The organism is uncultured Luteimonas sp. (genome assembly GCF_947492465.1).
Lineage (GTDB): Bacteria > Pseudomonadota > Gammaproteobacteria > Xanthomonadales > Xanthomonadaceae > Luteimonas.
Genome location: NZ_CANLNF010000002.1, coordinates 35,816 through 60,296 on the forward strand (window position 1 = coordinate 35,816; position 24,481 = coordinate 60,296).

At 72.9% G+C, this 24,481-nt stretch carries 22 protein-coding genes; 12 read left to right on the forward strand and 10 right to left on the reverse strand.

The features are described 5' to 3' along the window. The first annotated feature begins 78 nt into the window (after positions 1-78). From Q0863_RS05215 to Q0863_RS05225, 3 genes are all read left to right on the forward strand, one after another. Positions 79-744 carry a TetR/AcrR family transcriptional regulator gene (locus Q0863_RS05215; protein WP_298576057.1) on the forward strand — a complete coding sequence of 222 codons (666 nt, stop codon included), beginning with the start codon at positions 79-81 and terminating at the stop codon, positions 742-744. Positions 745-878: 134 nt separating this feature from the next. Continuing rightward, positions 879-1,532 (forward strand): protein-L-isoaspartate O-methyltransferase, encoded by a 654-nt coding sequence (locus tag Q0863_RS05220; protein ID WP_298576059.1) that lies wholly within the window; start codon positions 879-881, stop codon positions 1,530-1,532. Positions 1,533-1,564: 32 nt separating this feature from the next. After that, positions 1,565-2,896, forward strand: coding sequence for a TolC family outer membrane protein (locus tag Q0863_RS05225; RefSeq protein WP_298576060.1), 1,332 nt, complete (start codon positions 1,565-1,567; stop codon positions 2,894-2,896). Positions 2,897-3,055: 159 nt separating this feature from the next. Here Q0863_RS05225 and waaA read toward each other — a convergent pair whose 3' ends face one another. Further along, a complete protein-coding gene (gene waaA, locus Q0863_RS05230; RefSeq protein WP_298576063.1) occupies positions 3,056-4,360 on the reverse strand; it encodes a lipid IV(A) 3-deoxy-D-manno-octulosonic acid transferase in 1,305 nt (434 codons plus the stop codon). Positions 4,361-4,555: 195 nt separating this feature from the next. On the opposite strand from waaA, the gene lpxL reads away from it, so the two are divergent. Then, positions 4,556-5,470 carry an LpxL/LpxP family Kdo(2)-lipid IV(A) lauroyl/palmitoleoyl acyltransferase gene (gene lpxL / locus Q0863_RS05235; protein ID WP_298576065.1) on the forward strand — a complete coding sequence of 305 codons (915 nt, stop codon included), beginning with the start codon at positions 4,556-4,558 and terminating at the stop codon, positions 5,468-5,470. A 134-nt stretch (positions 5,471-5,604) separates the two neighbouring features. Here lpxL and Q0863_RS05240 read toward each other — a convergent pair whose 3' ends face one another. The 6 genes from Q0863_RS05240 to Q0863_RS05265 form a co-directional block, all read right to left on the reverse strand. Continuing rightward, the gene (locus Q0863_RS05240; RefSeq protein ID WP_298576067.1) at positions 5,605-6,945 is read right to left on the reverse strand and encodes an O-antigen ligase; all 1,341 of its coding nucleotides are present in this window, start codon (positions 6,943-6,945) and stop codon (positions 5,605-5,607) included. Beyond that, a complete protein-coding gene (locus Q0863_RS05245) occupies positions 6,902-8,041 on the reverse strand; it encodes a glycosyltransferase (protein WP_298576069.1) in 1,140 nt (379 codons plus the stop codon). The genes Q0863_RS05240 and Q0863_RS05245 overlap by 44 nt, the downstream gene beginning before the upstream one ends. A gap of 19 nt (positions 8,042-8,060) precedes the next feature. Beyond that, positions 8,061-8,261 (reverse strand): zinc-finger domain-containing protein, encoded by a 201-nt coding sequence (locus tag Q0863_RS05250; protein WP_298576072.1) that lies wholly within the window; start codon positions 8,259-8,261, stop codon positions 8,061-8,063. Positions 8,262-8,348: 87 nt separating this feature from the next. After that, the gene (locus tag Q0863_RS05255) at positions 8,349-9,059 is read right to left on the reverse strand and encodes a pirin family protein (protein WP_298576075.1); all 711 of its coding nucleotides are present in this window, start codon (positions 9,057-9,059) and stop codon (positions 8,349-8,351) included. Between the two features lie 9 nt (positions 9,060-9,068). Then, entirely contained in the window at positions 9,069-9,776 is a 708-nt protein-coding gene (locus Q0863_RS05260; RefSeq protein ID WP_298576078.1) for a YceI family protein, read from the reverse strand. A gap of 108 nt (positions 9,777-9,884) precedes the next feature. Continuing rightward, complete coding sequence (locus Q0863_RS05265; protein WP_298576081.1) at positions 9,885-10,472, reverse strand: malonic semialdehyde reductase; 588 nt, start codon at positions 10,470-10,472, stop codon at positions 9,885-9,887. Positions 10,473-10,546: 74 nt separating this feature from the next. On the opposite strand from Q0863_RS05265, the gene Q0863_RS05270 reads away from it, so the two are divergent. Beyond that, positions 10,547-11,536, forward strand: coding sequence for a mitochondrial fission ELM1 family protein (locus tag Q0863_RS05270; protein ID WP_298576083.1), 990 nt, complete (start codon positions 10,547-10,549; stop codon positions 11,534-11,536). A 104-nt stretch (positions 11,537-11,640) separates the two neighbouring features. On the opposite strand, the gene Q0863_RS05275 is transcribed toward Q0863_RS05270, so the two are convergent. Both Q0863_RS05275 and Q0863_RS05280 read right to left on the reverse strand, forming a co-directional pair. After that, positions 11,641-11,964: a hypothetical protein gene (locus tag Q0863_RS05275; protein ID WP_298577048.1), complete on the reverse strand. Its 324-nt coding sequence runs from the start codon at positions 11,962-11,964 to the stop codon at positions 11,641-11,643. 74 nt (positions 11,965-12,038) lie between these two features. Beyond that, positions 12,039-13,247 (reverse strand): fatty acid desaturase, encoded by a 1,209-nt coding sequence (locus tag Q0863_RS05280; RefSeq protein ID WP_298576086.1) that lies wholly within the window; start codon positions 13,245-13,247, stop codon positions 12,039-12,041. Positions 13,248-13,354: 107 nt separating this feature from the next. Here Q0863_RS05280 and Q0863_RS05285 point away from each other — a divergent pair, with 107 nt between their 5' ends. The 4 genes from Q0863_RS05285 to Q0863_RS05300 all read left to right on the forward strand — a co-directional run bounded on the left by Q0863_RS05285 (position 13,355) and on the right by Q0863_RS05300 (position 18,538). Beyond that, positions 13,355-14,182 (forward strand): ATP-binding cassette domain-containing protein, encoded by an 828-nt coding sequence (locus Q0863_RS05285; RefSeq protein WP_298576089.1) that lies wholly within the window; start codon positions 13,355-13,357, stop codon positions 14,180-14,182. Beyond that, positions 14,175-14,987 (forward strand): bifunctional DNA-formamidopyrimidine glycosylase/DNA-(apurinic or apyrimidinic site) lyase, encoded by an 813-nt coding sequence (gene mutM, locus Q0863_RS05290; protein WP_298576093.1) that lies wholly within the window; start codon positions 14,175-14,177, stop codon positions 14,985-14,987. The genes Q0863_RS05285 and mutM overlap by 8 nt, the downstream gene beginning before the upstream one ends. Before the next feature lie 70 nt (positions 14,988-15,057). Then, complete coding sequence (locus Q0863_RS05295) at positions 15,058-15,618, forward strand: ECF-type sigma factor (RefSeq protein ID WP_298576096.1); 561 nt, start codon at positions 15,058-15,060, stop codon at positions 15,616-15,618. Between the two features lie 91 nt (positions 15,619-15,709). Continuing rightward, positions 15,710-18,538 carry a serine/threonine-protein kinase gene (locus Q0863_RS05300; protein WP_298576099.1) on the forward strand — a complete coding sequence of 943 codons (2,829 nt, stop codon included), beginning with the start codon at positions 15,710-15,712 and terminating at the stop codon, positions 18,536-18,538. Here the strand turns inward: Q0863_RS05300 and Q0863_RS05305 are convergent, their stop codons facing one another. Next, positions 18,539-19,162, reverse strand: coding sequence for a thymidine kinase (locus Q0863_RS05305; RefSeq protein WP_298576102.1), 624 nt, complete (start codon positions 19,160-19,162; stop codon positions 18,539-18,541). Positions 19,163-19,303: 141 nt separating this feature from the next. Here Q0863_RS05305 and Q0863_RS05310 point away from each other — a divergent pair, with 141 nt between their 5' ends. From Q0863_RS05310 to Q0863_RS05320, 3 genes are all read left to right on the forward strand, one after another. After that, on the forward strand, positions 19,304-21,280 hold the full coding sequence (locus Q0863_RS05310; RefSeq protein WP_298577050.1) for a UvrD-helicase domain-containing protein: 1,977 nt from the start codon (positions 19,304-19,306) through the stop codon (positions 21,278-21,280). A 68-nt stretch (positions 21,281-21,348) separates the two neighbouring features. Beyond that, a complete protein-coding gene (locus Q0863_RS05315; protein ID WP_298576104.1) occupies positions 21,349-22,254 on the forward strand; it encodes a 5'-nucleotidase, lipoprotein e(P4) family in 906 nt (301 codons plus the stop codon). A 451-nt stretch (positions 22,255-22,705) separates the two neighbouring features. Then, positions 22,706-24,469, forward strand: a complete 1,764-nt coding sequence (locus Q0863_RS05320) for a hypothetical protein (protein ID WP_298576107.1) — start codon at positions 22,706-22,708, stop codon at positions 24,467-24,469. Positions 24,470-24,481: the final 12 nt, after the last annotated feature.

Genomic DNA, 24,481 nt, shown 5'->3' on the forward strand with positions numbered 1-24,481 from the left:
GTGTGCATCCGGAGCGCCGTGTGAATGCCAGGACGCGCAGAGTATAAATAGCAAACCGATTAGTCTAGTATTACCTGCATGGCACCCAAGCTTCCGTCCGCAGCCGCGCAGTCCAGGCCCTCCGCCGGCCCCGGCCGCCCCAAGGACCTGGCCAAGCGCGCGGCGATCCTCGATGCCGCCGCACGCATGTTCACCCGGCTCGGCTTCGAAGGCGCCAGCATGGACCAGATCGCGGCCGAGGCCGGCGTGTCCAAGCTCACCGTCTACAGCCATTTCGGCGACAAGGAAGCCCTGTTCGGCGAGGCGGTGCGGCTGGTCTGCGACTCGCTGATGCCCGACGACCTGTTCGTGGCCCATCCGTCGGCGCCGCTGCGCTCGCAGCTGGTCGGGATCGCCCGCGCCTTCTTCACGATGATCACCAGCGAGGAAGCGCTGGCCACGCACCGCATGATGATGAGCCCCGGCGGCGACGAGCGCCTGCGCCAGCTGTTCTGGCAGGCCGGGCCCGAGCGCGTGCAGCGCGCCTTCGCCACCCTCCTCGAGGCGCGCGAGGCCGAACTGGACATTCCCGACCTGGCGCGCGCGGCGCGGCAGTTCTTCGCGCTGCTCAAGGGCGACCTGCACACGCGCATGGCCTGCGGCCTGTGCGAGCGGCCCAGCGCGGCCGGCGTGGACGAACACATCGCGGCCACGGTCGACATGTTCCTGCGCGCCTATGGCCGCGGACCGCGGCCGGTGGCGTGAACCGGCAGGCCATCGGTCGCGGTGACTTCCGGCACTCAGCCGCCCCCGGGCCGCTGGCGATGATGGCCACCGGGGAATTCGCGCGATCCGGCCGGTAGAATCGCGTTCCCTCCCTCCATTTCCCGGACCGCAAGATGACGTTCGATTTCGCCAAGGCCCGCGAGTTCATGGTCGAGCAGCAGATCCGTCCTTGGGACGTGCTCGACGGGCGCGTGCTGGACGTGCTGGCGCGCCTGCCGCGCGAGGCCTTTGTGGGCGAGCGCCACCGGGCCCTGGCCTATGCCGACCTGGAACTGCCGATCGGCCACGGCGAGACCATGTTCAAGCCCGTGCTCGAAGGCCGTGCGCTGCAGGCGCTTGAGCTGCAGGGCGGCGAATCGGTGCTCGAGATCGGTGCCGGCAGCGGCTTCATGGCCGCCTGCCTGGCGTCGCTGGCGCGCGAGGTGGTCGGCATCGAACGCCACGCCGACCTGGCCGAGGCCGCCGGCGACCGCCTGCGTGCGCAGGGCATCGGCAACGCGGCGGTCGTCGCCGCCGACGCATTCGCATGGACGCCCGGCCGCCAGTTCGACGCGATCTGCGTGTCCGGCGCGGTCGACACCATCCCGTCACGTTTCCTCGAATGGCTGCGTCCCGGTGGGCGCATGTTCGTGGTGCAGGGCCGCGCGCCGGCGATGGATGCGGTGCTGGTGCACGGCGACGTCAACGGACACCGCATCGAGTCGTTGTTCGAAACCGGGCTGGCTTACCTGGCCGGCGCCGAGCCGCCGGCAGAATTCCAGTTCTGACACGTTCCCGCATTCTTCGCCAAGGATTCCCGATGCTCCGCCGCCCCCTCGTTCTCTCCCTCGCCCTGGCCCTGTCGTCCGCGCCGGTCTTCGCCGAAGACCTGATGCAGACCTACGAGCTGGCGCGGGTCAACGATCCGCAGCTGTCGATCGCGGAATCCCAGCGCCTGTCGACCCGCGAGAACGCGGTGCAGGCGCGCGCGGCGCTGCTGCCGCAGATCGACGGCACCGCGACCCTGGGCCGTGGCCACGATGCGGGCGAAACCGGCTCCTCGCGCAGCCGCAACTACTCGGCCAGGCTCAGCCAGAGCGTGTTCGACCTCGGCACGATCTCCAACGTGCGCGCGCAGCGCAAGTACGCGATCGCCGCCGACTACGACCTGGAGGCCGCGGGCGACGAACTGATCTCGCGCACCGCCAACGCCTACTTCGACGTGCTGGTGGCGCTTGAAACGCTCAACGCGGCCGAGGCTGCGGAAGCGGCGTTCCAGAAGCAGTTCGACTACGCCGACCGGCGCCTGGAGGTCGGCCTGGCGCCGATCACCGACGTGCACGAGGCCCGCGCCCAGTACGACGGCGCGCGCGCCAACACCATCCTCGCGCGCAACGCCCTGCAGGATGCCTACCAGGCGCTGGCCGAGATCACCGGCACGCCGATCAATGCGCTGCGCGCCCTGCCCGAGGATTTCCGCCCCGAGCTGCCGGCCGGCGGCGACGTGGAAGCCTGGGTGCAGCGCGCCCTCGACACCAACCCGAGCCTGCAGGCGTCCCGGTACGCGGTGCAGGGCGCCGAGCACGGCGTGACCACCGCCCGCGCCGGGCACCTGCCGTCGCTGGGCCTGGGCGTGACCTACAGCAACAACACCGGCTGGTACTCGCCGTCGCCGGGCCAGGTCTCGCTCACCGAGGAAGGCCATTCGATCGGGCTGACGCTGACCGTGCCGATCTTCTCGGGCGGCGCCACCCAGTCGCAGGTGCGCCAGGCCATCAACAGCCGGGACATCGCCCAGGACCAGCTCGAGCAGGGCCGCCGCGCCATCGAGCGCAACACCCGCTATGCCTACCAGGCGCTGGTGGCGGGCATCAGCGAGGTCGAGGCCCGGCGCCTGGCGCTGGTATCGGCGCAGAGCGCCTACGACGCTTCGCAGGTCGGCCTGGAAGTGGGCACCCGCACCGTGATCGACGTGCTGATCAACCAGCAGAACCTGTTCGTCGCGCGGCAGAACTACGCGACCGCGCGCTACAACTACCTGCGCAACCGGCTGCTGCTCGAGCAGGCCGCCGGCACGCTGGACGCGTCCACCGTGCAGGACGTGAATCGCCTGCTGACCGTGGACACCACGGCGCCTGCGCCGCAGCAGTAGGCACACGCGCCGGTGCGACCCCGGAGCCGGCGCCTGCGCCGGCTTCGTCGTTCCGGGCCGCTGCCCCGTGTTCGCCTTGGCAGCAGGAAACAGACACCGCCGCCGCGGGATGGTGTCGCACCTGCGCTCCCGTGCGTGCCGGCGTCGCCGGCCTCCCGGTCAGGCGTCGGCCGCCGGAAGATCCGGCGCGATGACATCCAGCGTGCGCTGCAGCGCGCCCCGGCCGTCGCGCACCAGGGCCAGGCCCGCCTCGCGCATGGCCCCGCGCGCGGCGGTGTCTTCCAGCAGCTGGGCCAGGATGGCCGATACCGCCGCGGGATCCTGACCCACGCGCAGCGCGCCGGCGGCCTGCATCTGCCGCGCGATGTCGGCGAAGTTGTGCAGGTGCGGGCCGCTGGTGACCGGCGTGCCGACCGCCGCCGGCTCGAGCAGGTTGTGCCCGCCGATGTCCTGCAGGCTGCCGCCGACGAAGGCCACGTCGGCGCAGGCGTAGAACTGCTGCAGCTCGCCCAGCGTATCGAGCACGAACACCGCGTCGCCCGCGTCCGGCCACTGCGTCAGCCGGCGCGTGGCCACCCGCCAGCCGGCGTCGACCGCCTGCTGCGCGGCGCCGCGGAACCGTTCGGGATGGCGCGGCGCCCACAGCATCAGCAGGTCCGGCCAGCGCTCGCGCAGGCGCCGGTGCATCTCGAGCACCGGCGCTTCCTCCTCCGGATGGGTGCTGGCGGCGATCCAGACCGGCCGGTCGCCGATGCGCTCGCGGAAGCGGCCGGCCGCAAGCGTGAGCGCTCCGGCATCGATGGCGATGTCGTACTTGAGGTTGCCGGCGACCACCAGCGAAGCCTCCGGCGCGCCCAGCTCGCCGAAGCGGCGCGCGTCGTCCGCCGACTGCGCCACGACCCGGCGCAAGGTGGCCAGCACCCGCGACAGCAGCGGCCGCAGCACGCGATAGCCGCGCAGCGAGCGTTCGGACAGGCGGCCGTTGACCAGGTAGGCCGGGACGCCGGCATCGCGACAGCACAGCAGCAGGTTGGGCCACAGCTCGGTTTCCACCACCAGCGCGATCCGCGGCCGGAAATGCTCGAGGAAGCGGCGCACCGCACCGACGAGGTCGTACGGCAGGTAGACGTGGTCCACGCGCTCGCCCCAGATTGCGCGCACCCGCGCCGAGCCGGTCGGGGTGATGGTGGTCACCAGTAGGCGCCGCTCCGGCGCCGCTTCCAGCAGCGCATTGACCAGTGGCGCGACCGCGTTCACCTCGCCCACCGACACCGCGTGCACCCATACCGGCGTGTCGCGCGCGGGCGTCGCATAGCGCGCATAGCGCTCGCTCCAGCGCTCGAAATAGGCCTCCTGGCGGAAGCCGCGCCAGATCAGGTGATAGACCGTGACGGGTACCAGCAGATACAGCGCCGCCGAGTACAGGCCGCGCAACAGGCGTTCGGTCTTGTCGGCGGCGGGCATGGCGACAGGATAGCGGGAATGGCCGAGCGGCCGGGAGCCGGAGTCCGCGCCTCGTGCGTGCTTGCGGGTGCGCCGGCGATGACGGCGCGGCGCGGCGCGTGGCATAGCGGCGCTGCACGCAAGACTCGCGATGCGCCGCGTCCCTCGCCGTACCGGCGCAGCGTCCCGCCACGCCCCGCCGACTACAATCGGCGCATGGCTTCGGACACCACCCCCCTGCCCCCGCCGCCGCTGTCGCCGCGCCACTGGCCGACGTGGCTGGGCATCGGCCTGATGGCGCTGGCCGCGCGCCTGCCCTGGCTGTGGCAGCGCGCCATCGCGCGCGGCATGGGCACGCTGCTGCGCGTGCTGCTGCGCGACCGGCGCGAGGTGGCCGCACGCAACCTGGCGCTGTGCTTCCCGGAACTGGACGCCGCGGCGCGCGAGGCGCTGCTGCGCGCGCACTTCACCTCGCTGGGCACCGGCCTGTTCGAATTCGCGCGCGCCTGGTGGGGCTCGGTCGATCCGATGCGGCGCGGCCTGACGGTCGAAGGCCTGGAGCACATCGAGGCCGCGCGCGCTGGCGGCCGCGGGGTGATCGTGGTGTCGGGACACTTCAGCACGCTGGAGATCTGCGGCCGGCTGATGTGCGACCACGTGCCGCTGGCCGGCATGTACCGGCCGCACGCCTCGCCGGCCATGGAATGGGCGGTGCGGCGCGGACGCGCGCGCTACGCGGCGGCGATGTTCCCCAAGCAGGACGTACGCGGTGCGGTCCGCCACCTGAAGAAGGGCGGGCTGCTGTGGTATGCGCCCGACCAGGATCCGAGCCGCGGCGAGGCGGTGTTCGTGCCCTTCTTCGGCCAGCCGGCGCACAGCCTCACCTCGACCCATTCGCTGGCGCGGCTGTCGGGCGCGGCGGTCGTGCTGTTCCAGCACCGGCGCCGGGCCGACGGCAGCTATGCGCTGTGCCTGTGGCCGGCGCTGGAAGGATTCCCGTCGAAGGACGCCACCGCCGACACCGCGCGGGTGATCGCCGGGATCGAGGACATGGCGCGTGCGGCCCCCGATCAGTACCTGTGGATCCACCGGCGCTTCAAGCGCCAGCCGGACGGCGGCTCGGTCTACTGAGACATCGCGACCTGACGGCGCGGGACCGCGGCCCGGATTGCGATGCAGGATCAGGTCCGATCACTGCTCGCGAATGCCGACGTCGTGGACAGGCGTCGCCAATGCGCTGGGGCGGGCGCGCAACCGCAGCCGCGTCAGCGCGCCTGCACCGGTTCGCGCCCGGCCAGCAGGCTGCCGGCGTAGAGCGCGGCCAGCAACAGGGTCAGGCCGCCCCAGAACGTGGAATAGAACGCCAGGTGGGTGTTGAACGGGAACACGGTCACCGCCAGCGCCAGCATCGCCGGGCGCGCGCGGTCGCGGGCCTCGGCACCGGCGAAGCGCCAGGCCCGCCAGGCCATCGCCGCGCCGGCCAGCCACAGCAGCAGGCCGAACAGGCCGGTCTCGCTCAACACCTCCAGCACGATCTGGTGCGCGTGGAAGGCCGGGCCTTCGCCCCAGGCCGCCGGTTCGCCGGGCTCCGGGTCGCAGGCCGGGAAGGCGCTGCGGAAGCCGCGCGCACCCACGCCGTTGACCGGGTGCTCGCGCGCCATGCACAGCGCGGCGCCCCAGATGCGGGTGCGGCCGGACAGCGCGGTATCGACGCCGTCGCCGCCGTCCGCGGTCCAGGCCTGGGCGGTCCGCGCCACGCGCTGCTGCACCTGCGGCGAGAACCAGGCCAGCGCCGCCAGCGCGATCGCGCCGGCGGCGAACACGCCCAGCAGCTTCTTCCAGCCCAGCAGGCTCCAGCCGCTGGAGGCCAGCACCAGGGCGAAGGTGATCCACGACGCACGCGAACCGGCGAACAGCACCACCACGCCGACCAGCAGCGCGGCGACGATCCAGCCGGCGCTGCCCAGGCGCCGCCCCGCGAAGTACAGCGCGAACGGCGACAGGCTGGCCAGCACCACGCCCAGCTTGAGGTTGCACGGACCCAGCACGCCGCCGAGGCGGTCGGCGAGCGCGAGCTGCTCGGCGCTGCACATCGGCCGCCCGCTGATGGCCTGCTTGAGCGTGTCGATCCCCCAGAACAGCGGGCTGGTGCCGGTCACCACCTGGATCAGTGCGTCGACGGTCCAGGCCAGCACGATCACCGCCAGCCCGCCGAAGGTGAGCCGGCGCCCGCGCGCCGACGCGACGGCCGAGGCCGCCAGCCACAGGAACGGCAGGTAGCGCAGGTCCACCAGCGACTCGCGGAACGCGCGACCGTGGTCCAGCGCATCGAACGAGGACACCAGCTGCGGCAGCCAGTAGGCGCAGAACAGCACGCTGGTCAGCGCCCAGGCCTGGTGGCTGAGCAGGCGCATGCCGCCGCGGAAGCGCCCGACCAGCAGGTGCACGATTGCCGCCAGCGCGCCCAGCACCATCACCGCTTCGGCGTAGCCCGGCGCCGGCCACAGCGCCACGAACGCCAGCACCCAGTGCGGCGCCCAGCGCCATCCGGCGGACGGCGTCTCAGCGGACAGGGAGGGCGGTGGGATCGTCGCGGAGTTCGTCATAGACCGACAGCGTGGCGTCCTGCATCGCCTGCAGGGTGAAGGGAATGGTATCGGGAAGCGGCGGCGGCCGTTCGAGCAGGGTACGCGCGGCCAGCGCCAGCGCCGGGGCGTCGAAGGGCGGCACCGCCCCGGCCGGCTGCAGGTCGCGCAGCAGTTCGCCGCTGCCGCCATGCTCCCAGCCGAGCACCGGGCGGCCGCAGGAAAGCGCCTCGATCACGGTGCGACCGAAGGCCTCGGGCTTGCGCGAGAGCTGCAGCACCAGGTCGCTGGCCGCATAGGCCGCCGCGATGGCGGAGGTCGGCGGGGTCATCGCCAGCGCGGCCAGCACGCCGTGGCGCCGGGCCTCGTCCTCGAGCTCGGCGATGTAGCGCTCGCGGCCGCGTTCGCGCGCGCCGGGCATCCACAGCCGCGCATCCAGGCCGTTCGCCCGAAGGGTGGCCAGCAGCGCCAGCGCGTCGGCATGGCCCTTGAGCCGGGTGCCGCGCCCCGGCAGGAGCAGCAGCGGGCCGTCGCCGCCGAGCGCCGGATGCTGCGCGGCGATGGCGGCGCGCGCGGCGCGGTCGGGACGCGGCGCGCGCGGGAAGTCGACCGGATCGATCCCGCGCGGCACCAGCCGCAGGCGCAGCGGATCGGTCCCGGGGTAGTGGCGCAGCACGTAGTCGCGTACCGTGCGCGAGACGCAGATCACGCGCTCGCCGCGTGCCATGATCGCGCTGTAGCGCGAGGGCGAGTTGAGTCCGTGGACGGTGGTGACGAAGCGCGGCCGGGCCTCGGCGGGCATGCCGGCCAGCGCGCGCCAGCCCAGCCAGGCCGGCAGCCGCGAGCGTGCGTGCACGATGTCGATCCGCTCGGCGGCGAACAGGCGGCGCAGCTCGGGCACGTGCCGCAGCACCAGCGGCGACTTGCTGCCGATGGCGAGGGTGACGTGCTGCGCGCCGGTCGCGCGCAGCGCGCGCTCGAGCCGGCCGCCGGCCGAGACCACGATGGCGCGGTGGCCGGCGCGTACCAGCGCTTCGGACATCTCGAGGGTGGAACGCTCGACGCCGCCGGACTCCAGCGCCGGCAGCAGTTGCACCACGGCCAGCGGGCGCGGCATGCGGATGCCGCCGGCGACGTCAGTCGACGAGGACGAAGTGCGCGCCGCAGTACGGGCAGTCGCTTTCCCCGCCATCGGCCTCGATCGGCAGGTACACGCGCGGATGCGAGTTCCACAGGGCCATCGACGGCAGCGGGCAGCTCAGGGGCAGGTCGCCGCGACGGACTTCGTAGCGGGTCTGCGCGTTGGCCTGCGTGGTCTGGGGCTGCGTGGCGGTCATGGCGTGCGGGATCCGGAAGAACCGCGGCATTCTAGCGCGGAGCGGCCCGCGGCCGTGAGCGGGCGCCGGGACCGTGGGGCCGCGTCGCTAATGCGGCAGGTCGAACAGCAGCAGGTCGGCGACGCCATCGCCGCTGCCGGCCAGGCGCAGCATGCCGCCCTCGTCCTCGATGCCGATGGCGTCGCCCGCCGCCAGCGCCTGTCCGTCCACCTCGACCGCACCTTCGACCAGGTGCAGCCAGTAGCGGCGCGCCGGATCCAGCGCATGCTCCACTTCGACGCCGCGCGCCAGCCGGGTGCCGCGCAGGCGGGCCTGCTGGCGGATCGCCAGGCTGCCGTCGACCCCGTCGGGCGAGGCCAGCGTGGCCCAGCGGCCCTCGCGCAGCGCCGGATCGAAGGCGCGCTGCGCGTAGCCGGGCTCCAGCCCGGTGGCTGCGGGCAGGATCCAGATCTGCAGGAAATGCACCGGCTCGAGTTCCGAAGCGTTGTACTCGCTGTGCTCGATGCCGCGGCCGGCGCTCATCCACTGCACTTCGCCCGGCCGCAGCACGCCGCTGCTGCCGGTGCTGTCGCGGTGCGCGAGCGCGCCGCTGACCACGTAGCTGAGGATCTCCATGTCCGCGTGCCGGTGCGGCGCGAATCCGCCCCCCGGCGCGACGCGGTCCTCGTTGATCACGCGCAGGGGGCCAAAGCCCATCCACGCAGGATCGTGGTAGTGGCCGAACGAGAACGTGTGCCGGCTCCGCAGCCAGCCGGCGTCGACGTTGCCGCGTCCGGCGGCGGGCCTGGCGATGCGCATTGCCTTGCCTCAGCCGGCCGCCGCCTCGGCAGCCGGGGCAGCGACGGCCGCTTCGGTGGTGATGCGGATCTGCACCTCGTCGCTGACGTTCGGCGCATAGGCTCCCACGCCGAAGTCGCTGCGCTTGATCGTGGTGGTGGCGTCGAAGCCGGCCGCCGCGCGCTTGAGCATCGGATGCTCGCCGAAGCGGTTCATGGTCACGTCGAGCACCACCGGATGGGTGTTGTCCTTGATGGTGAGGTCGCCGGTGACCTTGAGGCGGTTGGGGCCGGCCGGTTCCACGGCGGTGCTGCGGAAGGTCGCGGCCGGGTACTTCTCGGCCTCGAAGAAGTCGGCGCTGCGCAGATGCGCGTCGAAGTCGGCGACGAACGAATTCAGTCCGGTGAGCGGCAGCGTCACCTCGACCGACGAGGCGGCCACGTTGTCGGCGTCATAGACGATGCGGCCTTCGGCCTGGCCGAAATTGGCGACCGGGTTGGAGAAGCCGAAGTGGCTCCACTGCGCGACCACCGTGGTGTGGGTGGGATCGATCACGTAGGTGCCCGACACGCCCTGGACCGCTTCGGGCGCAGGCGCCTGTGCGGGATCGGCAGTGGCGGCGGCGACCTCGGCCGTCGGGCTCGCCGCATCGGCGGGAGCCGGCGGTTCGGCCTGCTGGCAGGCGGCCAGGGCGAGGGTCAGGGCGAGCGGAAGCAGGAGCCTGGGTGCGGTATGCATGGGGTAAGGACCTCGGAAAGCGATGGTGGGAGGGAGGCGCGCGCCACGGACAACGCGCCGCATTCGTACTGCACCGCGGACGGCACCGCCCGCGGGGAAATCATGCGCTCATTCGATCCTTGCGGCTTCGTCGAACGGCAGCCGCGGGGAACGCGGATAGACCGCGGCCGGGTCGCCGTGGCCCAGGTTCACCAGCACGTTGGAGCGGATCGAGGTGCCCTTGAAGAAGGCCTCGTCGACCCTGGCGTTGTCGAAGCCGGTCATCGGCCCGGTATCCAGCCCGAGCGAGCGCGCGGCCATGATCAGGTAGGCGGCCTGCATGCTCGAACCGCGCAGCGCGACGCGCTGCAGCCGCTCCTCCGGCGAGCCCTCGAACCACGACTTGGCGTCCGCGTGCGGGAACAGCACCGGCAGCTTGTCGTAGAAGCGCAGGTCGTGTCCGACGATCACCGTCACCGGCGCCGCCATCGTCTTGGCCAGGTTGCCTTCGCTCAGCGCCGGGCGCAGCTTGTCCTTCGCCTGCGGCGAGGTCACGAACACGAAACGCGCCGGGCAGGCGTTGGCTTCGGTCGGGCCGAGCTTGAGCAGGTCGTAGAGCCGGCGCAGCGTGGCCTCGTCGACCGTGCCCGAGAAGGCGTTGTGGGTGCGCGCGTTGCGGAACAGCTGGTCGAGCGAGGGATCGGGCAGCGGAGTCATGGGCGTCCTGGCGGTAGCGGAATGGCACAGTGTAGTGTTCCATGTGCGGTGCTTTGCTTCACTACTCGCAACTGATGATCGCAAAATTGGAACGATCAGCGTCCCACGACAGCGATTCCCCCCAAATCTGGGCGCTCAGCGACGGCCGGGCCGGCAATGCACGCCAGGCCGAAGCGATGGCGGCCGCCCTGGGCGGCGCGGCGCGGACCCTGCACCTGGAACCGCGCGCGCCCTGGCGCTGGGCGGCTCCGCGGATCCTGCCCGGCGCGCGCGCGGCGTTCGGCCCGGACTTCGCCGAGGCACTCGACAACGCGACTCCGACGCTCGCCATCGGCTGCGGTCGCCAGGCGGCGCTGGCCACGCGGCTGCTGCGCGCCCGCGGCGCCGCGGCCGTGCAGATCCTCGATCCGCGGATCGGCACGCGCCATTGGGACGCCGTCATTGCGCCGGAGCACGACGGGCTGTCCGGCGCCAACGTCATCACCCTGCTCGGCAGCCTGCATCCGGTGGACGACGCCTGGCTGCAGCGCGCGCGCGCCGGGTTCGCCCAGCTTGACCACCTGCCGGGCCCGCGCAGCGTCGTGCTGCTGGGCGGTCCCACCCGCCATGCGCCCTGGACCACAGCCCATCTGGACGCCCTGCTCGGCCGGTTGCTGGAGGTCCGCGCCAGCGAAGGCGGCAGCGTGCTCGCCACCGTCTCGCGCCGCACCCCGACGGCGATCGCGGCGCTGCTGCGCCGGCGCCTGGCCGGCGTACCCGGCCTGCTGTGGACCGGGTCGGCCGACGGCCCCAATCCCTATCCGGGCCTGCTCGCCTGGGCGGACCGGATCGTGTGTTCGCCCGATTCGGTGAACATGGTGTCCGAAGCCTGCGCTACCCGCGTGCCGGTCCACGTGTTCGATGCCGTGCTGGCGCGCAGCCGCCCGCGCCGCTTCCTCGACGCGCTGGCCGCGCGGGGCCGCCTGGGCGCGCTGGATGCGCAACCGCGGATGGTGGAACCGCTGCGCGAAACGCCCAGGGTCGCCGCGGAGATCCGCGCACGGCTGGCGACCGGCCTGGCCTGAGCCAGCGCAGCGTGGCATCGCCGAGACGGTAACGATTGCTACCGGGCTTCGCACGGCCGGAAACGTGGGTATCGCGGCGCGGACGCGGCCCCGAAACGCCGGACTCAGCGCGGCGGCGCCGCCAGCTCGCGCGCGTCGAGGAATCCGTCGCCGTCCACGTCCTGCCGGGCGAAGCGCTCGGCCAGGCGCGCAAGATGCTGCGCGCGCGTCAGCGCCGGGGCCTTGCCGCCCGGCTGCTCCTGCGGCGACAGCACGCCGTCGCCGTCGCGGTCCATGCCGTCGAAGGCATAGCTCATCCAGGCCTGGTACTCGGCCAGCGAGACGCGGCCGTCGCTGTCGCCGTCCATGCGGGCCAGGTACTCGTCGGTCCGCGTGACCTGGGCCAGGCCTGCGACCGGCCACGGAAGCAGGCAGGCCGCCACCACGATCGCGATGCAGCGGCCCCCGGGAAGGTGCGCGGCGCGGCGCCCACCCGCCCGCGGGCGAGGGGCGCCGGATGCCATCAGGCGCGCACCGACTGCAGCGAATAGCCCTTCAGGCGCGCCGCGTAGTCCTGCAGCGCGCGGATGCCGGTCGCCTCGGCTTCGCGGCACCAGGCCTGCAGGTTCTGCAGCGCCTCGTTGGCATTGCTGGTGCGCGCCTCGAGCACGGCGGCGAGCCGGCGCCGGTATTCGACCAGGGTATGGATGCGCGGACGCTGCGAGATCCATGCCTGCATCTGCTCGCGCGCTTCGGGATCGAGCCAGCGGCCGTCGTCGACCAGGCCCTTGCGCAGCTTGCGCGGCAGCAGCGACCGCAGCTTCGCGCCCGCGGCCTGCGCCTCTTCGCGCAGCGCCGGCATCAGCACGTTGCGCTGGTAGTCGGTCATGGCCAGGAAGCGGTGCGCGAGCAGCGCGCGCATGGTGTCGGTGTCGGGCACCTGGATGTTGGGACGCACGTCCAGCGACGGAGCCACGCGCAGCACCTTGGCCAGGCGGACCTTCTCCAGGCTCTTGATCACCACCCAGCCGATGTCCAGTTCCCAGCGGCGCAGGGCGAACTTGGCCGAACTCGGGAAGGCATGGTGGTTGTTGTGCAGTTCCTCGCCGCCGATCCACAGCGCCCAGGGCGTGAGGTTGGTGGCCGTGTCGGTGGTCTCGAAGTTGCGATAGCCCCACCAGTGGCCCAGCCCGTTGACCACGCCCGCGGCCCAGAACGGGATCCAGAGCATCTGGATCGCCCAGACCGCCACGCCGGCGAAGCCGAACAGGCCGAAGGAGATGAACAGCAGCAGGGTCGGGCCGAGCGTCGCGTACGGGGTGTAGAGGTGGCGCTCGAGCCAGTCGTTGGGGGCCCCCTTGCCGTACTGCTCGATGTCCGCGCGCATGCCGCGCGCCTCGCGGTACAGCTCCACGCCGCGCCAGAACACGGTCTTGATGCCCTTGAACTGGGGGCTGTGCGGGTCGTCCTCGGTCTCGCACTTGGCGTGGTGCTTGCGATGGATGGCCACCCATTCGCGGGTGATCATCGAGGTGGTCAGCCACGTCCAGAAACGGAAGAAGTGGGCGATCACGGGGTGGAAGTCCACGCCCCGGTGCGCCTGGCTACGGTGCAGGTACAGGGTGACCGAGAAGATGGTCAGCTGGGTGGCCACCAGGAGGTAGAGCACGAGCTGCCAGAAGCCGAACTGCAGCAGGCCGCCGGCAAGGAAATCGATGTAGGACGCAGGCATGACGGTGTCGAAGCGGAGGGATCCCCGGCATGATGGCGCCCGCGCTGCCGCAAGGCCAGCCCTGCGCGCCCGCAGGGGCCGCCCGGTTCATCCCCATCGACCCGTCCATGACCCAGGCCACACTTTCACCTCCCGCCCTGATCGAACTCGACGAGGCGCGCGTCTGGCGCGATGGCCACCCGGCGCTGGACGGCGTGAGCCTGCGCCTGCCGCAGGGCCGGCATACCGCCATCCTCGGGCCCAACGGCTGCGGCAAGTCGAGCTTCATCCAGCTGCTGACCCGCCAGCTGTACGCGGCCGCGCATGCCGACGGGCGGCCGCCGGTGCGGATCCTCGGCGAGCACCTGTGGGACGTGCGCGCGATCCGCTCCCGGCTCGGCATCGTCACCGGGGCCCTGCACGAAGACCTGCTGTCGCTGCCCGGCCTGGCCGCCCGGGACGTGGTGCTGGGCGCCTTCGACGCCCGCCTGGCGCCCCCTGACGATGAAGTCGAGCCCGCCCGCCTGGCGGCCGCCGACGCCGCGCTGGCGCGGGCCGGCGCGGCGCATCTGGCCGGGCGCGACTACGCCAGCCTGTCCACCGGCGAGGCGCGACGGGTGCTGCTGGCGCGTGCTCTGGTGCACGCGCCGATGGCGCTGCTGCTCGACGAGCCGGCCGCCGGCCTGGACGTGGTGGCGCGGGCGCGCCTGCTGCGGACCCTGCGCCGCCTCGCGGCCGAGGGCGTGACCCTGCTGCTGGTCACCCACCACGCCGAGGAACTGCTGCCCGAGATCGGCCACGTGGTGCTGCTGCGCGAAGGCCGGGTGGTGGCCGACGGACCGCGCGCCGGGGTGCTCGTGCCGGAACTGCTGTCGCAGGCCTTCAGTGCGCCGCTGCGCTTCGTCGACGGCGACGTCCCCGCTTTCGTGCCCGGGCCGGAGACCAGCGATGCCTGAACTGCCCGAAGTCGAGACCACCCGCGCCGGGCTGGCGCCCCACGTCGAGGGCCGGCGGGTGCGCGCGGTCACCCTGCGCCGGCCCGACCTGCGCTGGCCGATCCCGCCCGAGGTGGCCGAACGGCTGCCGGGCCAGCGGATCGACGCCGTGCGCCGCCGCGCGAAGTACCTGCTGCTCGACACGTCCGCCGGCAGCGCGCTGCTGCACCTGGGCATGTCCGGCAGCCTGCGCGTGCTGCCGGCCGATGCCCCGCTGCGCGCCCACGACCACGTCGACGTGCTGCTGGAATCGGGCCAGGTGCTGCGCTTCAACGATCCGCGCCGCTTCGGCTGCTTGCTCTGGCAGCCGCCCGGGGAGGTGCATCCGCTGCTGCACGGGCTGGGGCCGGAGCCGCTGTCGGACGCCTTCGACGGCGATTACCTGTTCGCCCGCAGCCGCGGTCGCCAGGCGCCGGTCAAGACCTTCCTGATGGACCAGCGCATCGTCGTGGGCGTGGGCAACATCTATGCCGCCGAAGCGCTGCACGCGGCCGGGATCTCGCCGCTGCGCGCGGCCGGGCGGGTCTCGCGCGAGCGCTACCGCGCGCTGGCCGATGCCGTGCGGCGCATCCTGGCGCAGGCGATCGACCGCGGCGGCACCACCCTGCGCGACTTCCTGGCCCCGGACGGGGCGCCGGGCTATTTCGAGCAGGAGCTGTCGGCCTACGGCCGCGGCGGCGAACCCTGCCCGCGCTGCGGCCGGCCGCTCCGGCAGGCCAGCATCGGCCAGCGGGCGACGGTCTGGTGCGGCCACTGCCAGCGCTGAGCGGGCGCGATCCCGCGTGCCATGCGCCTTCGCGGTATAGTCCGGGCCGCTGAAGGGAGCACGGCGCCACATGTCCGACACCGCAGATATCACGCTCTGGCTGGACGCGGCCCGCGGCGGCGACCGGGGCGCCCTCGACCAGGTCCTGGCCACGCTGTACCAGGAACTGCACACCATGGCCCGGCGCCAGCTGTCCGGCCAGCTGGGCCAGACCCTCGACGCGACCGCGCTGGTGCACGAGGCCTATCTCAAGCTGATCGGCCGGCGCGAGATCCAGTTCGACGACCGCGCCCACTTCTTCGCCTACGCCGCCTCGGCCATGCGCAGCGTGGTGGTCGACTATGCCCGCCAGCGCCTGGCGCAGAAGCGCGGCGGCGACCTGCACCGCGTCACCGACCTGCCGCACGACCTCGAAGGCGGCCTGCGCATGGACGAGGACATGCTGGCGCTCGACGTCGCCCTCACCCGCCTGGCCGGGGTCGATGCCAAGCTCGCACAGGTGGTCGAGCTGCGCTATTTCGGCGGGCTGTCCGAGGCCGAGATCGCCACCCTGCTGGACCGCTCCGACCGCAGCATCCGCCGCGACTGGCAGAAGGCGCGGATGTACCTGCTGGCCTCGCTGCAGGGCTGACGCCGCCGGACGTGGACGGCCGGGGGGACCAGGTCTTGCGCAGCAGCCGCGCGGCGTTCCGCGGACGTGCCTGCGCACGCGGGCCGCGCTGATGGACGCCGAACGCTGGCAGCGCCTGTCGCCGCTGCTCGACGCACTGCTCGAACTCGACGAGGCCGCGCGCGCCAGCAGCCTGGCGTCGCTGCGCGAGGAGGACGCGCAGCTGGCCGACGACCTCGAGGAGCTGCTGGCGCTCGAGGCCGGCAGCGAGGACTTCCTCTCCGAACCGCTGATCACCCCGCACCCGGGCGTGCACGCCGGCGCCAGCGTCGGTCCCTACGAGCTCGAACGCATGCTCGGCGAGGGCGGCATGGGCCAGGTCTGGCTCGCGCGCCGCGCCGACGGCCTGTACGAGCGCCGGGTCGCGCTGAAGCTGCTGCGCCCGGGCCTGGCCGATCCCGGGCTGCGCCTGCGCTTCACCCGCGAGCGCCAGATCCTGGCGCGGCTCGAGCATCCGCACATCGCGCGCCTGCTCGATGCCGGCATCAGCAGCGACAACCAGCCCTACCTGGCGCTGGAGTACGTCGAGGGCGAGCCGATCACCGACTGGTGCCGCGCGCGCGATCCCGGCGTGGTCACCCGCGTGCAGCTGTTCCTGCAGGTGTGCGAGGCGGTGAGCCACGCGCACACCAACCTGATCGTGCACCGCGACCTCAAGCCGTCCAACATCCTGGTCACGCCGCTGGACGACGTGCGCCTGCTCGACTTCGGCATCGCCAAGCTGCTCGACACGCCGGAGCAGTCGCTCGACCACACCCGCACCGGCCTGCGCGCGTTCACCCTGCACTACGCGGCGCCCGAGCAGATCCGCGGCGAGCCGGTCACCACCATGACCGACGTGTATTCGCTGGGCGTGGTGCTGTACGAGCTGCTCGCCGGTCGCAAGCCCTACCAGCTCAAGCGGCCGAGCGACGCGCAGTGGGAAGAGGCGATCCTGACCGTCGACCCGCAGCGGCCGTCGCTGGCGTTGCAGCGCGACGCCGAGGGCAATACCGCGTCCCCCGCGGTACGCCGGCGCGGGCGCGAGGTGGCGGGCGACCTCGACAACATCGTGCTCAAGGCGCTGGGCAAGAAGCCCGAGCAGCGCTACCCGTCGGTCGAGGCGATGGCGCTGGACCTGCAACGCTGGCTGGACGGCAAGCCGGTGCACGCGCGGCCGCAGAGCATGTCCTACCGCATCGGCAAGTACGTCAGCCGCCATCGCTGGGCGCTGTCGACCGCAGCCGCGGTATCGCTGGTGCTGGTGGCGGCGCTGGGCATCGTCGCCTGGCAGGCCCGGCAGGCGGTGAACGAATCCGCGCGCGCCCAGGCCATGCAGAACTTCGTCGTCGGCCTGTTCGAGAACGCCGGCGGCGTGCCCGCGGGCGCGCCGGTGGACATCCACCGCCTGCTCGACGACGGTGAGCGCCGCATCGAGCGCGAACTGGGCAACCAGCCCGTCGCGCGCGCCGAGCTGCTGGGCGTGGTGGCCAGGCTGCGCTCGGGACTGGGCGACTACGCGGCCGCGCACGACCTGCTGCGGCGCCAGGCCACCCTGGTCGACGCGCTGCCCGATGCGCCGCCGAGCCTGCGCCTGCAGTCGGCCACCGACATGGGCCGGGTGCTGCGCCTGACCGGCGATTCCGCGTCCTGCCTGGCGCGGATGCAGCCGCTGCTGGCACTGGCCCGCCGCAGCGAACATCGCCTGCCGCTGCCGGCATCGGCCTTTTATACCCAGCTCGGCCGCTGCCATGCCGCGGCACGGCGCCTGGAGGACGCGCGCGCGCTGTACCTGCGCTCGCTGTCGCTGCGCCGCGACACCCTGCACGACGACGCTGGCGTGGTCGAGAACCTCGGCGACCTGGCCAACCTGCACGCCGCCGCGGGCGACACCGCGCGCGCGCTGGCCGCCTCGCGCGATGCGCTCGCGCTGCTGCGCAGCACCGTCGGCGAGCGCCACCCGCTGGCGATCGACCTGCTGCGGACGCTGTGCTCGTACGAGCGCGAGTCGAGCAACACCGCGGCCGCCGAACGCGACTGCCGCCGGGCCGTGGAACTGGCCCTGGAGCTGCGCGGCGCGCAGCACCACGCCACCATCGACGCGCGCCGCCAGCTGGCCGCGCTGTACGTCGACCAGGGCCGCCTGGCGGACGCGGAAGCCGAGTTCCGCGACACCCTGGCGTGGCTGGTCGCACGGCTTGGACGGGACCATGTCGACGTCGCGCGCGCGCGCGGATCGCTGGCGATCGTCGCCTGGGAGCGGGGCCAGCTGGACGCGGCGCTCGGCGACCTGGCGCGTTCGGTGGCGACCTGGCGCGCGCAGCGCAGCGAGGTGCAGCTGGCCGGCGGCCTGTTCAACCAGGCGATGATGCTGCACAGCGCCGGGCGCGACGCGGAAGCGCTGCCGCTGCTGTTCGAATCGCTGGAACTGCGGCGCGGCGCATACGGCCATGAACATGGCCTGGCGGGCGACACGCTGCGCCTGCTGGGCGAAGTGCAGGCCGCGCTGGGGCGGGACGAGGCGCTGTCCAGCCTGCAGCAGGCACAGACGCTCACCCGCGCCGGCTACGGCGCCCGGCATTCGCACACCCGACGCGCGGAGATCTCGCTGGCGCGCTACCAGGCGCAGCGGGGCGACGCGGCCGCCCTGACCCGGCTCGACGCGCTGGCCGAACTTCCGCAGCAGGAAGCCGAACTGCGCAAGGCCGGCTGGCTGGCGCGCGCCTACGCGGCCGAGGTGCGCTGCACCACGCCTGCGCAGCGACGGCTCGCCCTGGCCAGTTTGCAGGCGCTGCAGACCCAGGTCGCGCAGGCGCGGCCCGAAGGCGGCGCGCTGACCCGGGAGATCGACGGCCTGCACGCCGCCTGCGTGGGCGGACGCGGCCCCGCGCAGGTGCGCTGATCAGTCCAGCGGCAGCGACGGCTGCAGCGGTTCGATCCGCCCCTCGCCGCGCGAGATCCGCTTGAACTCGGCGCGGCTGACCGACACGTAGCGCTCGTTCCCGCCGATCTCCACCTGCGGCCCTTCGCTCACCGCGAAGCCCTGCCCGTCCACGCGCACCGTCATCGTGGCCTTGCTGCCGCTGTGGCAGATGGTCTTGATCTCGCTGATCTCGTCCGCCCAGGCCAGCAGGTACTGGCTGCCCTCGAACAGCTCGCCGCGGAAATCCGTGCGCAGCCCGTAGCACAGCACCGGCACGCGCAGCGCGTCGACCACCTCGCCCAGCTGCCAGACCTGGGCGCGCCCCAGGAACTGGGCCTCGTCGACGAGCACGCAGTGCAACCGGCCGTGCGCGGCGATGTCGCGCTCGACCAGTGCCTGCAGGTCATCGTCGCGCCCGAACGCCAGCCCGTCGGCCCGGAGCCCGATGCGCGAGGCCACCGTGCCGCTGCCGGCGCGGTGGTCCAGCCGCGGCGTGAGGATCAGCGTGCGCATCCCGCGTTCGCGGTAGTTGTGCGCCGACTGCAGCAGCGTGGTGGTCTTCCCGGCATTCATCGCCGAGTAGTAGAAGTAGAGCTTGGCCATGCCGGAATTCTACCGCCGGCCCGGCGGGCCCGAGGGGCGCCATGCCCGGTTGCAGGCGGCTGGAACCGCGATCGCCGCCGGGGTGAGGCCGGGCTTCGGGATGGGCGGGTAGAATGCGCGGCCGTCTCCCGCAGTTCCATGATGCACGGCCTCAATCCCCAGCAATCCGCCGCGGTCGCGCACTGCGACGGCCCCCTGCTCGTGCTCGCCGGCGCGGGCAGCGGCAAGACCCGGGTGATCGTGGAGAAGATCGCGCACCTGATCGCCACCGGCCGCTACCCGGCCAGGCGCATCGCCGCGATCACCTTCACCAACAAGTCGGCCAAGGAAATGCGCGAGCGCGTGGCCAGGCGCATCAAGGGCGATGCGGCCGAAGGCCTGACCGTCTGCACCTTCCACGCGCTGGGCCTGCGGATCCTGCAGACCGACCACGCCAAGCTCGGCCTGCGCCGCGGCTTCTCGATCTTCGACAGCGACGACACCCTGGCGCAGGTGAAGGACCTGATGCCGGGCGCCAAGCCCGATGCGGTGCAGGCGATGCAGTCGCTGGTGTCGAACATCAAGAATGCGGGCCTGTCGCCGGAACAGGCCGCCGAAGCCGCGCGCAGCGCGCGCGAGCACGAGGCGGCGTCCCTGTACGCGCGCTACCAGCAGCGCCTGGCCGCGTTCAACGCGGTCGATTTCGACGACCTGATCCGGCTGCCGGTGCAGCTGCTCGAATCCGACGAGGACGCCATCGCCGGCTGGCGCGAGCGCATCGGCTACCTGCTGGTCGACGAGTGCCAGGACACCAACGACGCGCAGTACCGCCTGCTCAAGGCGCTGGCCGGACCCAAGGCCAACTTCACCTGCGTGGGCGACGACGATCAGAGCATCTACGCCTGGCGCGGCGCCAACCCGGAAAACCTGACGCAGCTGGGCACCGATTATCCGAACCTGGTGGTGGTCAAACTCGAGCAGAACTACCGCTGCTCCAACCGCGTGCTGCGCGCGGCCAACGCGCTGATCGCCAACAATCCCCACGAGCACCCCAAGACGCTGTGGAGCGCGCAGGCCGACGGCGAGCGCATCCGCATCTGGGAATGCCGCGACGCCGCGCACGAGGCCGAACGCGTGGCCGGCGAGATCCACTTCATCGCCACCGCGCGCAAGGCCGAGTGGGGCGAGTTCTGCATCCTGTTCCGCGGCAACCACCAGTCGCGCGCGCTGGAGAAGGCGCTGCAGCTGCTGCGCGTGCCCTACCACCTGTCGGGCGGCACCGCCTTCCTCGACCGCGGCGAGGTCAAGGACGCGCTGGCCTGGTTGCGGCTGCTGGCCAACCCCGAGGACGATTCGGCGTTCCTGCGCGCGGTGCAGTCGCCCGGCCGCGGCATCGGCGCGGCCTCGCTGGCCAAGCTCGCCGAGATGGCCCAGCACGCGCAGCTGCCGCTGTCGCGCGCAGCCGAGTCGATGGGACTGCTCAAACAGCTGCAGCCGCGCATCGCCAACGCGCTGGGCGCGTTCACCGACATCGTGCGCGACCTGCGCCGTGACGCTACCCGGCTGCCCGCCGCCGAGCTGGTGCGTGCGCTCAACGAGAAGTCCGGGCTGATCGCCTCGCTGCGCGAGCAGTGCAAGAGCGACGAGCTGTTCCGCATCCGCCGCGGCAACCTCGACGAACTGGCCGACTGGTTCGAAGGCACGCGCAGCGCCGGCCCCGGCGAGCTGGCCGCGCAGCTGGCCCTGCTCTCGCACGCCGACAAGGGCGATCCGGGCAACCAGGTGCGGCTGATGAGCCTGCATGCCGCCAAGGGCCTGGAGTTCCGCTACGTGTTCATCGTGGGCATGGACGACAACACCCTGCCGCACGAGGCCAGCCTGGACGAGGGCCGGCTCGACGAGGAGCGGCGCCTGCTGTACGTCGGCATCACCCGCGCCAAGGAGCAGCTGTGGCTGTCCTACAGTCGCGAGGCGCAGCGCTGGGGGGCGAAGCTGCGGCTGGCGCCCAGCCGCTTCTTCGACGAGTTGCCGGCGGCCGAAGTGCAGCGCGACGGCGCCGACCCGGTCGCCGATGCGGCGCGCAAGGCCGAGCGTGCCGACGTGGGCTTCGCCTCGATCCGCGCGCTGCTGGGCGACTGAGCGCCGCGCCGGCCTGCAATACCGCTTCGCTACACTCGCCCTCCCGTTCCGGACCCGAGATTCCACGCATGCGCGCGCAAGCCTTCGCCGCCCCCCTGATCGCCGCCCTGTTCGTCGCGGGCTGCGCCTCGGTGCCCGCCACGCGCCCCGCGCCGGCCGTCGATGCGCCATCAGCGCCCGCCGCGGCAGCGGTGGCCACCGACGACAACCTCAACGCGGTGCTGTGGGTGCAGCGTTCGACCGAGTACCAGGCCAACGCCATCTCGCTGTACCGCGCGGCCACGGCCCGGCTCGACAGCGCCCTGGCCACGCCCGGCTGGGATGCGCTGGTCCCGTCCGAGCGCGCGCAGGCCGCGCCGCTGTCGGACCTGCCGCCCGCGGTGATCATGGACATCGACGAGACCGTGCTCGACAACTCACCGTACCAGGCCAGGCTGGTCGCGGGCGGCGGCGAGTACGACGAGGCCACCTGGTCGGGCTGGGTCGAGGAGCGCAAGGCCCGTCCCGTGCCGGGCGTGCTGGAGTTCGCCCGCGCCGCCCAGGCCCGCGGCGTGACCATCCTGTACCTGTCCAACCGCGCCCAGCACCTGCAGGCCGCGACCCTGGACAACCTGCGCGCGGTCGGCCTGCCGGTGAAGGACGACAGCGTCTTCCTCGGCCTGGGCACGCACGTCGACGGCTGCGAGCAGCACGGTTCCGAGAAGCTCTGCCGGCGGCGCCTGGCCGGACGCGACTACCGGGTGCTGATGCAGTTCGGCGACCAGCTCGGCGATTTCGTCGAGGTGGTCGCGAACACGCCGCAGGCGCGCGCCGCGCTGCTGGACGAACACCGGGCCTGGTTCGGCGAACGCTGGTGGATGCTGGCCAACCCGACCTACGGCTCCTGGGAACCGGCGCTGTTCGACAACGCCTGGCGCGAATCGCGCGACGCACGCCGCCGCCAGAAGCGCGAAGCCTTGATCTTGTCCAATTGAATCAACAAGTTGTGCGGCGTGAATTAAAGTATTGCATCAGGTAACGGGGAGGACTAGGCTGTCCCCGCCACAACAAGTCCTCCGGCTCCGCCGGATTGCGGGAAACCAGCCGGTTTCCCGTTTTTTTTGGGCGCGGAAGCCGGGACCGTGCGACTGCCGATGCCGCCGTCGCTGGACGGATATGGCAGGCGCGCCGCGACCCCGACATCGTTCGCATCCGCCGTGGCTGGTGGCGCGAGGGCGGCAGACTCACCCGACAGGCCCCGCGTTCGGCTGACGCCGGCGGGTTCGGCGGGCTGGACGATGCCGCACCGCCCGACACCCTCGTACGCTGGCGAGTTACGGTTCCGCGCGGACCCTAGGGTCTACCCGGGGTATCGGCCCGCGAAACGGCGTCGTAGCGTTGAAAAGCCACCGGCCGATGCGCCGGCCCCAGTCGCGGGGTATCGCCATGTCGTCCTTCCCGTCGCTGCACGATGCCCTGTCGTCCCTCCTGCCCGGCGCCCGAGGCGGCCCGGAATGGCTGATGCGCGCCGGCATGCTCGGGGCGGGTGGCGATGTCGTCGACATCGACGACCGTCGCGGCGACCCGGCCCGTGGCCACGGGCCGCACGACGTCGACGTCGACCTCGACGCGGTACCCCGCCCCACGCACCCGGCCGATGGCGGCAACGGCTCCGTGCGTCACGGACATTCGGGCACGGACATTCCGGCGCACGCGCGGCAGGCGATGTCCGACGCCCTGCGCGGGCCGGCGCCGCAGCCCTTGGCACCGCCGCAGGGTCAGAGGCCGCTGGAACCTTCCCTGCATGCGCTGGCGCGCGAGCTGCAGGCGCTTCCGCCCAGCGTGATCCGCCAGCTCAGCGACGCGCTCCACAGCCATCCGGAAGCCCTGCGGGCGCTGCCCGCGCAGCCCGAAGCGCTCGCCGCCGTGCTCGCGCGGGCGACTCCCGACACCACCCCCGCGCCGCATGCCGCCGCTGCGGAAGCGCGCCGGCTGGTCCATGGTGGCGAGGGCGCACACCCGGTCCCGCGCGGCCAGGACGCCGACGCACCGCGCGAGGCCCGCCAGGCCGTGCCGCCCGGCGTGGCCTCGGATCCGCGCGCGGCGGGCGAAACCAGGCCGGGCCTGCCGGGCCAGGACCTGCGTCCCGGCATGCCGCCGGCCGAATCGCGGCAGGGCCAGCCCGCGGAGGCGCGGCCGGCCTGGGCGGCCGGCATGGATCCGGCACTGGCGGCAGGCCTGCGCGGCCAGGGCGCCGGCGCCGAGGCGCCGACGCCGGCCGCTGCGCAATCCCGCGCGGACGCGCTGGCCACGCCCCAGCCGTCGTTCGCCCCCGCGGGCAGCACGTCGGCCACCCCCACGACCGCGACGACAGCCACGCCCCTGCCTGCCGGCTCGACCCAGGCGCCCGCGGCTCCGGGACCGCTCGCGCAGGACGTGCCATCGCTGCAGGCCGCGCGTGCGGACGCGGCCGGCACGACCGTCGAACGCGGCGGACAGGGTCCGGGCCTGTCCGGCCTGGGCGGCGTCGCTGCGGGCGTGACCCTGGCGGCCGTGGCCAATCCGGCCGGCACCACCCACGCCCATGCGCCCGACAGCGCGGTCCGGGCGCGAGGGGCGCAGAAAGGGCGCGACCACCAGCGCGACGACCCGGCGCACGAGGGCGGCAACGGGCGCCAGGCGCGCGGCCGCAAGGCGGGAACAGAATCCGATTCGGGCGCGCAGCGTGACAGGGCGGCCTCTGCGGCCTCTGCTGCTGCCGCATCCGTGGCCACAGTGGGCCAGAGCCCGGGAACCGGCGCCGCAACCGCGGGAAGCGTCGATGCGGACAGCGCCGCCGACGCAGGCACGGATCCCCGCCACCCGGCCGGCGCATCGCATTCGCCACCGCAGCAAGGCGCCACCGCAGCCGGGCACACCGTCGAAAGCGGGCCGGCCGGTCGCCCCCTCGCGGACGCGACGGCCACAGCAGCAGCGGCACGCGAGCCGCTCGATCCGGAGGCACGGCAGTCGCGCCAACGGCAGTGGCTCTACTGGTCGCTGATCGCCGTGACCTACGCCTGTCTCGGCGTCGCGCTCGCGACGGTGGCGCCCGACCTGTCGGGGCTGCCAATCGCCCCCGAATCCCTCGGCACCTGGCGCAACGTCCTGACCGGCGCAGGCCTGCTCACCGGGCTGTGGGCCTGGCTGCTGGCACGCCGGATGCGCTAGCCGCCGGTGATC

What these genes read in the sequence shown, in the direction of transcription:
- Q0863_RS05215 (WP_298576057.1), top strand. Translation starts at nt 79, where the DNA reads ATGGCACCCAAGCTTCCGTCCGCAGCCGCGCAGTCCAGGCCCTCCGCC.
- Q0863_RS05220 (WP_298576059.1), top strand. Translation starts at nt 879, where the DNA reads ATGACGTTCGATTTCGCCAAGGCCCGCGAGTTCATGGTCGAGCAGCAG.
- Q0863_RS05225 (WP_298576060.1), top strand. Translation starts at nt 1,565, where the DNA reads ATGCTCCGCCGCCCCCTCGTTCTCTCCCTCGCCCTGGCCCTGTCGTCC.
- waaA (WP_298576063.1), bottom strand. Translation starts at nt 4,360, where the DNA reads ATGCCCGCCGCCGACAAGACCGAACGCCTGTTGCGCGGCCTGTACTCG.
- lpxL (WP_298576065.1), top strand. Translation starts at nt 4,556, where the DNA reads ATGGCTTCGGACACCACCCCCCTGCCCCCGCCGCCGCTGTCGCCGCGC.
- Q0863_RS05240 (WP_298576067.1), bottom strand. Translation starts at nt 6,945, where the DNA reads ATGACGAACTCCGCGACGATCCCACCGCCCTCCCTGTCCGCTGAGACG.
- Q0863_RS05245 (WP_298576069.1), bottom strand. Translation starts at nt 8,041, where the DNA reads ATGCCGCGCCCGCTGGCCGTGGTGCAACTGCTGCCGGCGCTGGAGTCC.
- Q0863_RS05250 (WP_298576072.1), bottom strand. Translation starts at nt 8,261, where the DNA reads ATGACCGCCACGCAGCCCCAGACCACGCAGGCCAACGCGCAGACCCGC.
- Q0863_RS05255 (WP_298576075.1), bottom strand. Translation starts at nt 9,059, where the DNA reads ATGCGCATCGCCAGGCCCGCCGCCGGACGCGGCAACGTCGACGCCGGC.
- Q0863_RS05260 (WP_298576078.1), bottom strand. Translation starts at nt 9,776, where the DNA reads ATGCATACCGCACCCAGGCTCCTGCTTCCGCTCGCCCTGACCCTCGCC.
- Q0863_RS05265 (WP_298576081.1), bottom strand. Translation starts at nt 10,472, where the DNA reads ATGACTCCGCTGCCCGATCCCTCGCTCGACCAGCTGTTCCGCAACGCG.
- Q0863_RS05270 (WP_298576083.1), top strand. Translation starts at nt 10,547, where the DNA reads ATGATCGCAAAATTGGAACGATCAGCGTCCCACGACAGCGATTCCCCC.
- Q0863_RS05280 (WP_298576086.1), bottom strand. Translation starts at nt 13,247, where the DNA reads ATGCCTGCGTCCTACATCGATTTCCTTGCCGGCGGCCTGCTGCAGTTC.
- Q0863_RS05285 (WP_298576089.1), top strand. Translation starts at nt 13,355, where the DNA reads ATGACCCAGGCCACACTTTCACCTCCCGCCCTGATCGAACTCGACGAG.
- mutM (WP_298576093.1), top strand. Translation starts at nt 14,175, where the DNA reads ATGCCTGAACTGCCCGAAGTCGAGACCACCCGCGCCGGGCTGGCGCCC.
- Q0863_RS05295 (WP_298576096.1), top strand. Translation starts at nt 15,058, where the DNA reads ATGTCCGACACCGCAGATATCACGCTCTGGCTGGACGCGGCCCGCGGC.
- Q0863_RS05300 (WP_298576099.1), top strand. Translation starts at nt 15,710, where the DNA reads ATGGACGCCGAACGCTGGCAGCGCCTGTCGCCGCTGCTCGACGCACTG.
- Q0863_RS05305 (WP_298576102.1), bottom strand. Translation starts at nt 19,162, where the DNA reads ATGGCCAAGCTCTACTTCTACTACTCGGCGATGAATGCCGGGAAGACC.
- Q0863_RS05310 (WP_298577050.1), top strand. Translation starts at nt 19,304, where the DNA reads ATGCACGGCCTCAATCCCCAGCAATCCGCCGCGGTCGCGCACTGCGAC.
- Q0863_RS05315 (WP_298576104.1), top strand. Translation starts at nt 21,349, where the DNA reads ATGCGCGCGCAAGCCTTCGCCGCCCCCCTGATCGCCGCCCTGTTCGTC.
- Q0863_RS05320 (WP_298576107.1), top strand. Translation starts at nt 22,706, where the DNA reads ATGTCGTCCTTCCCGTCGCTGCACGATGCCCTGTCGTCCCTCCTGCCC.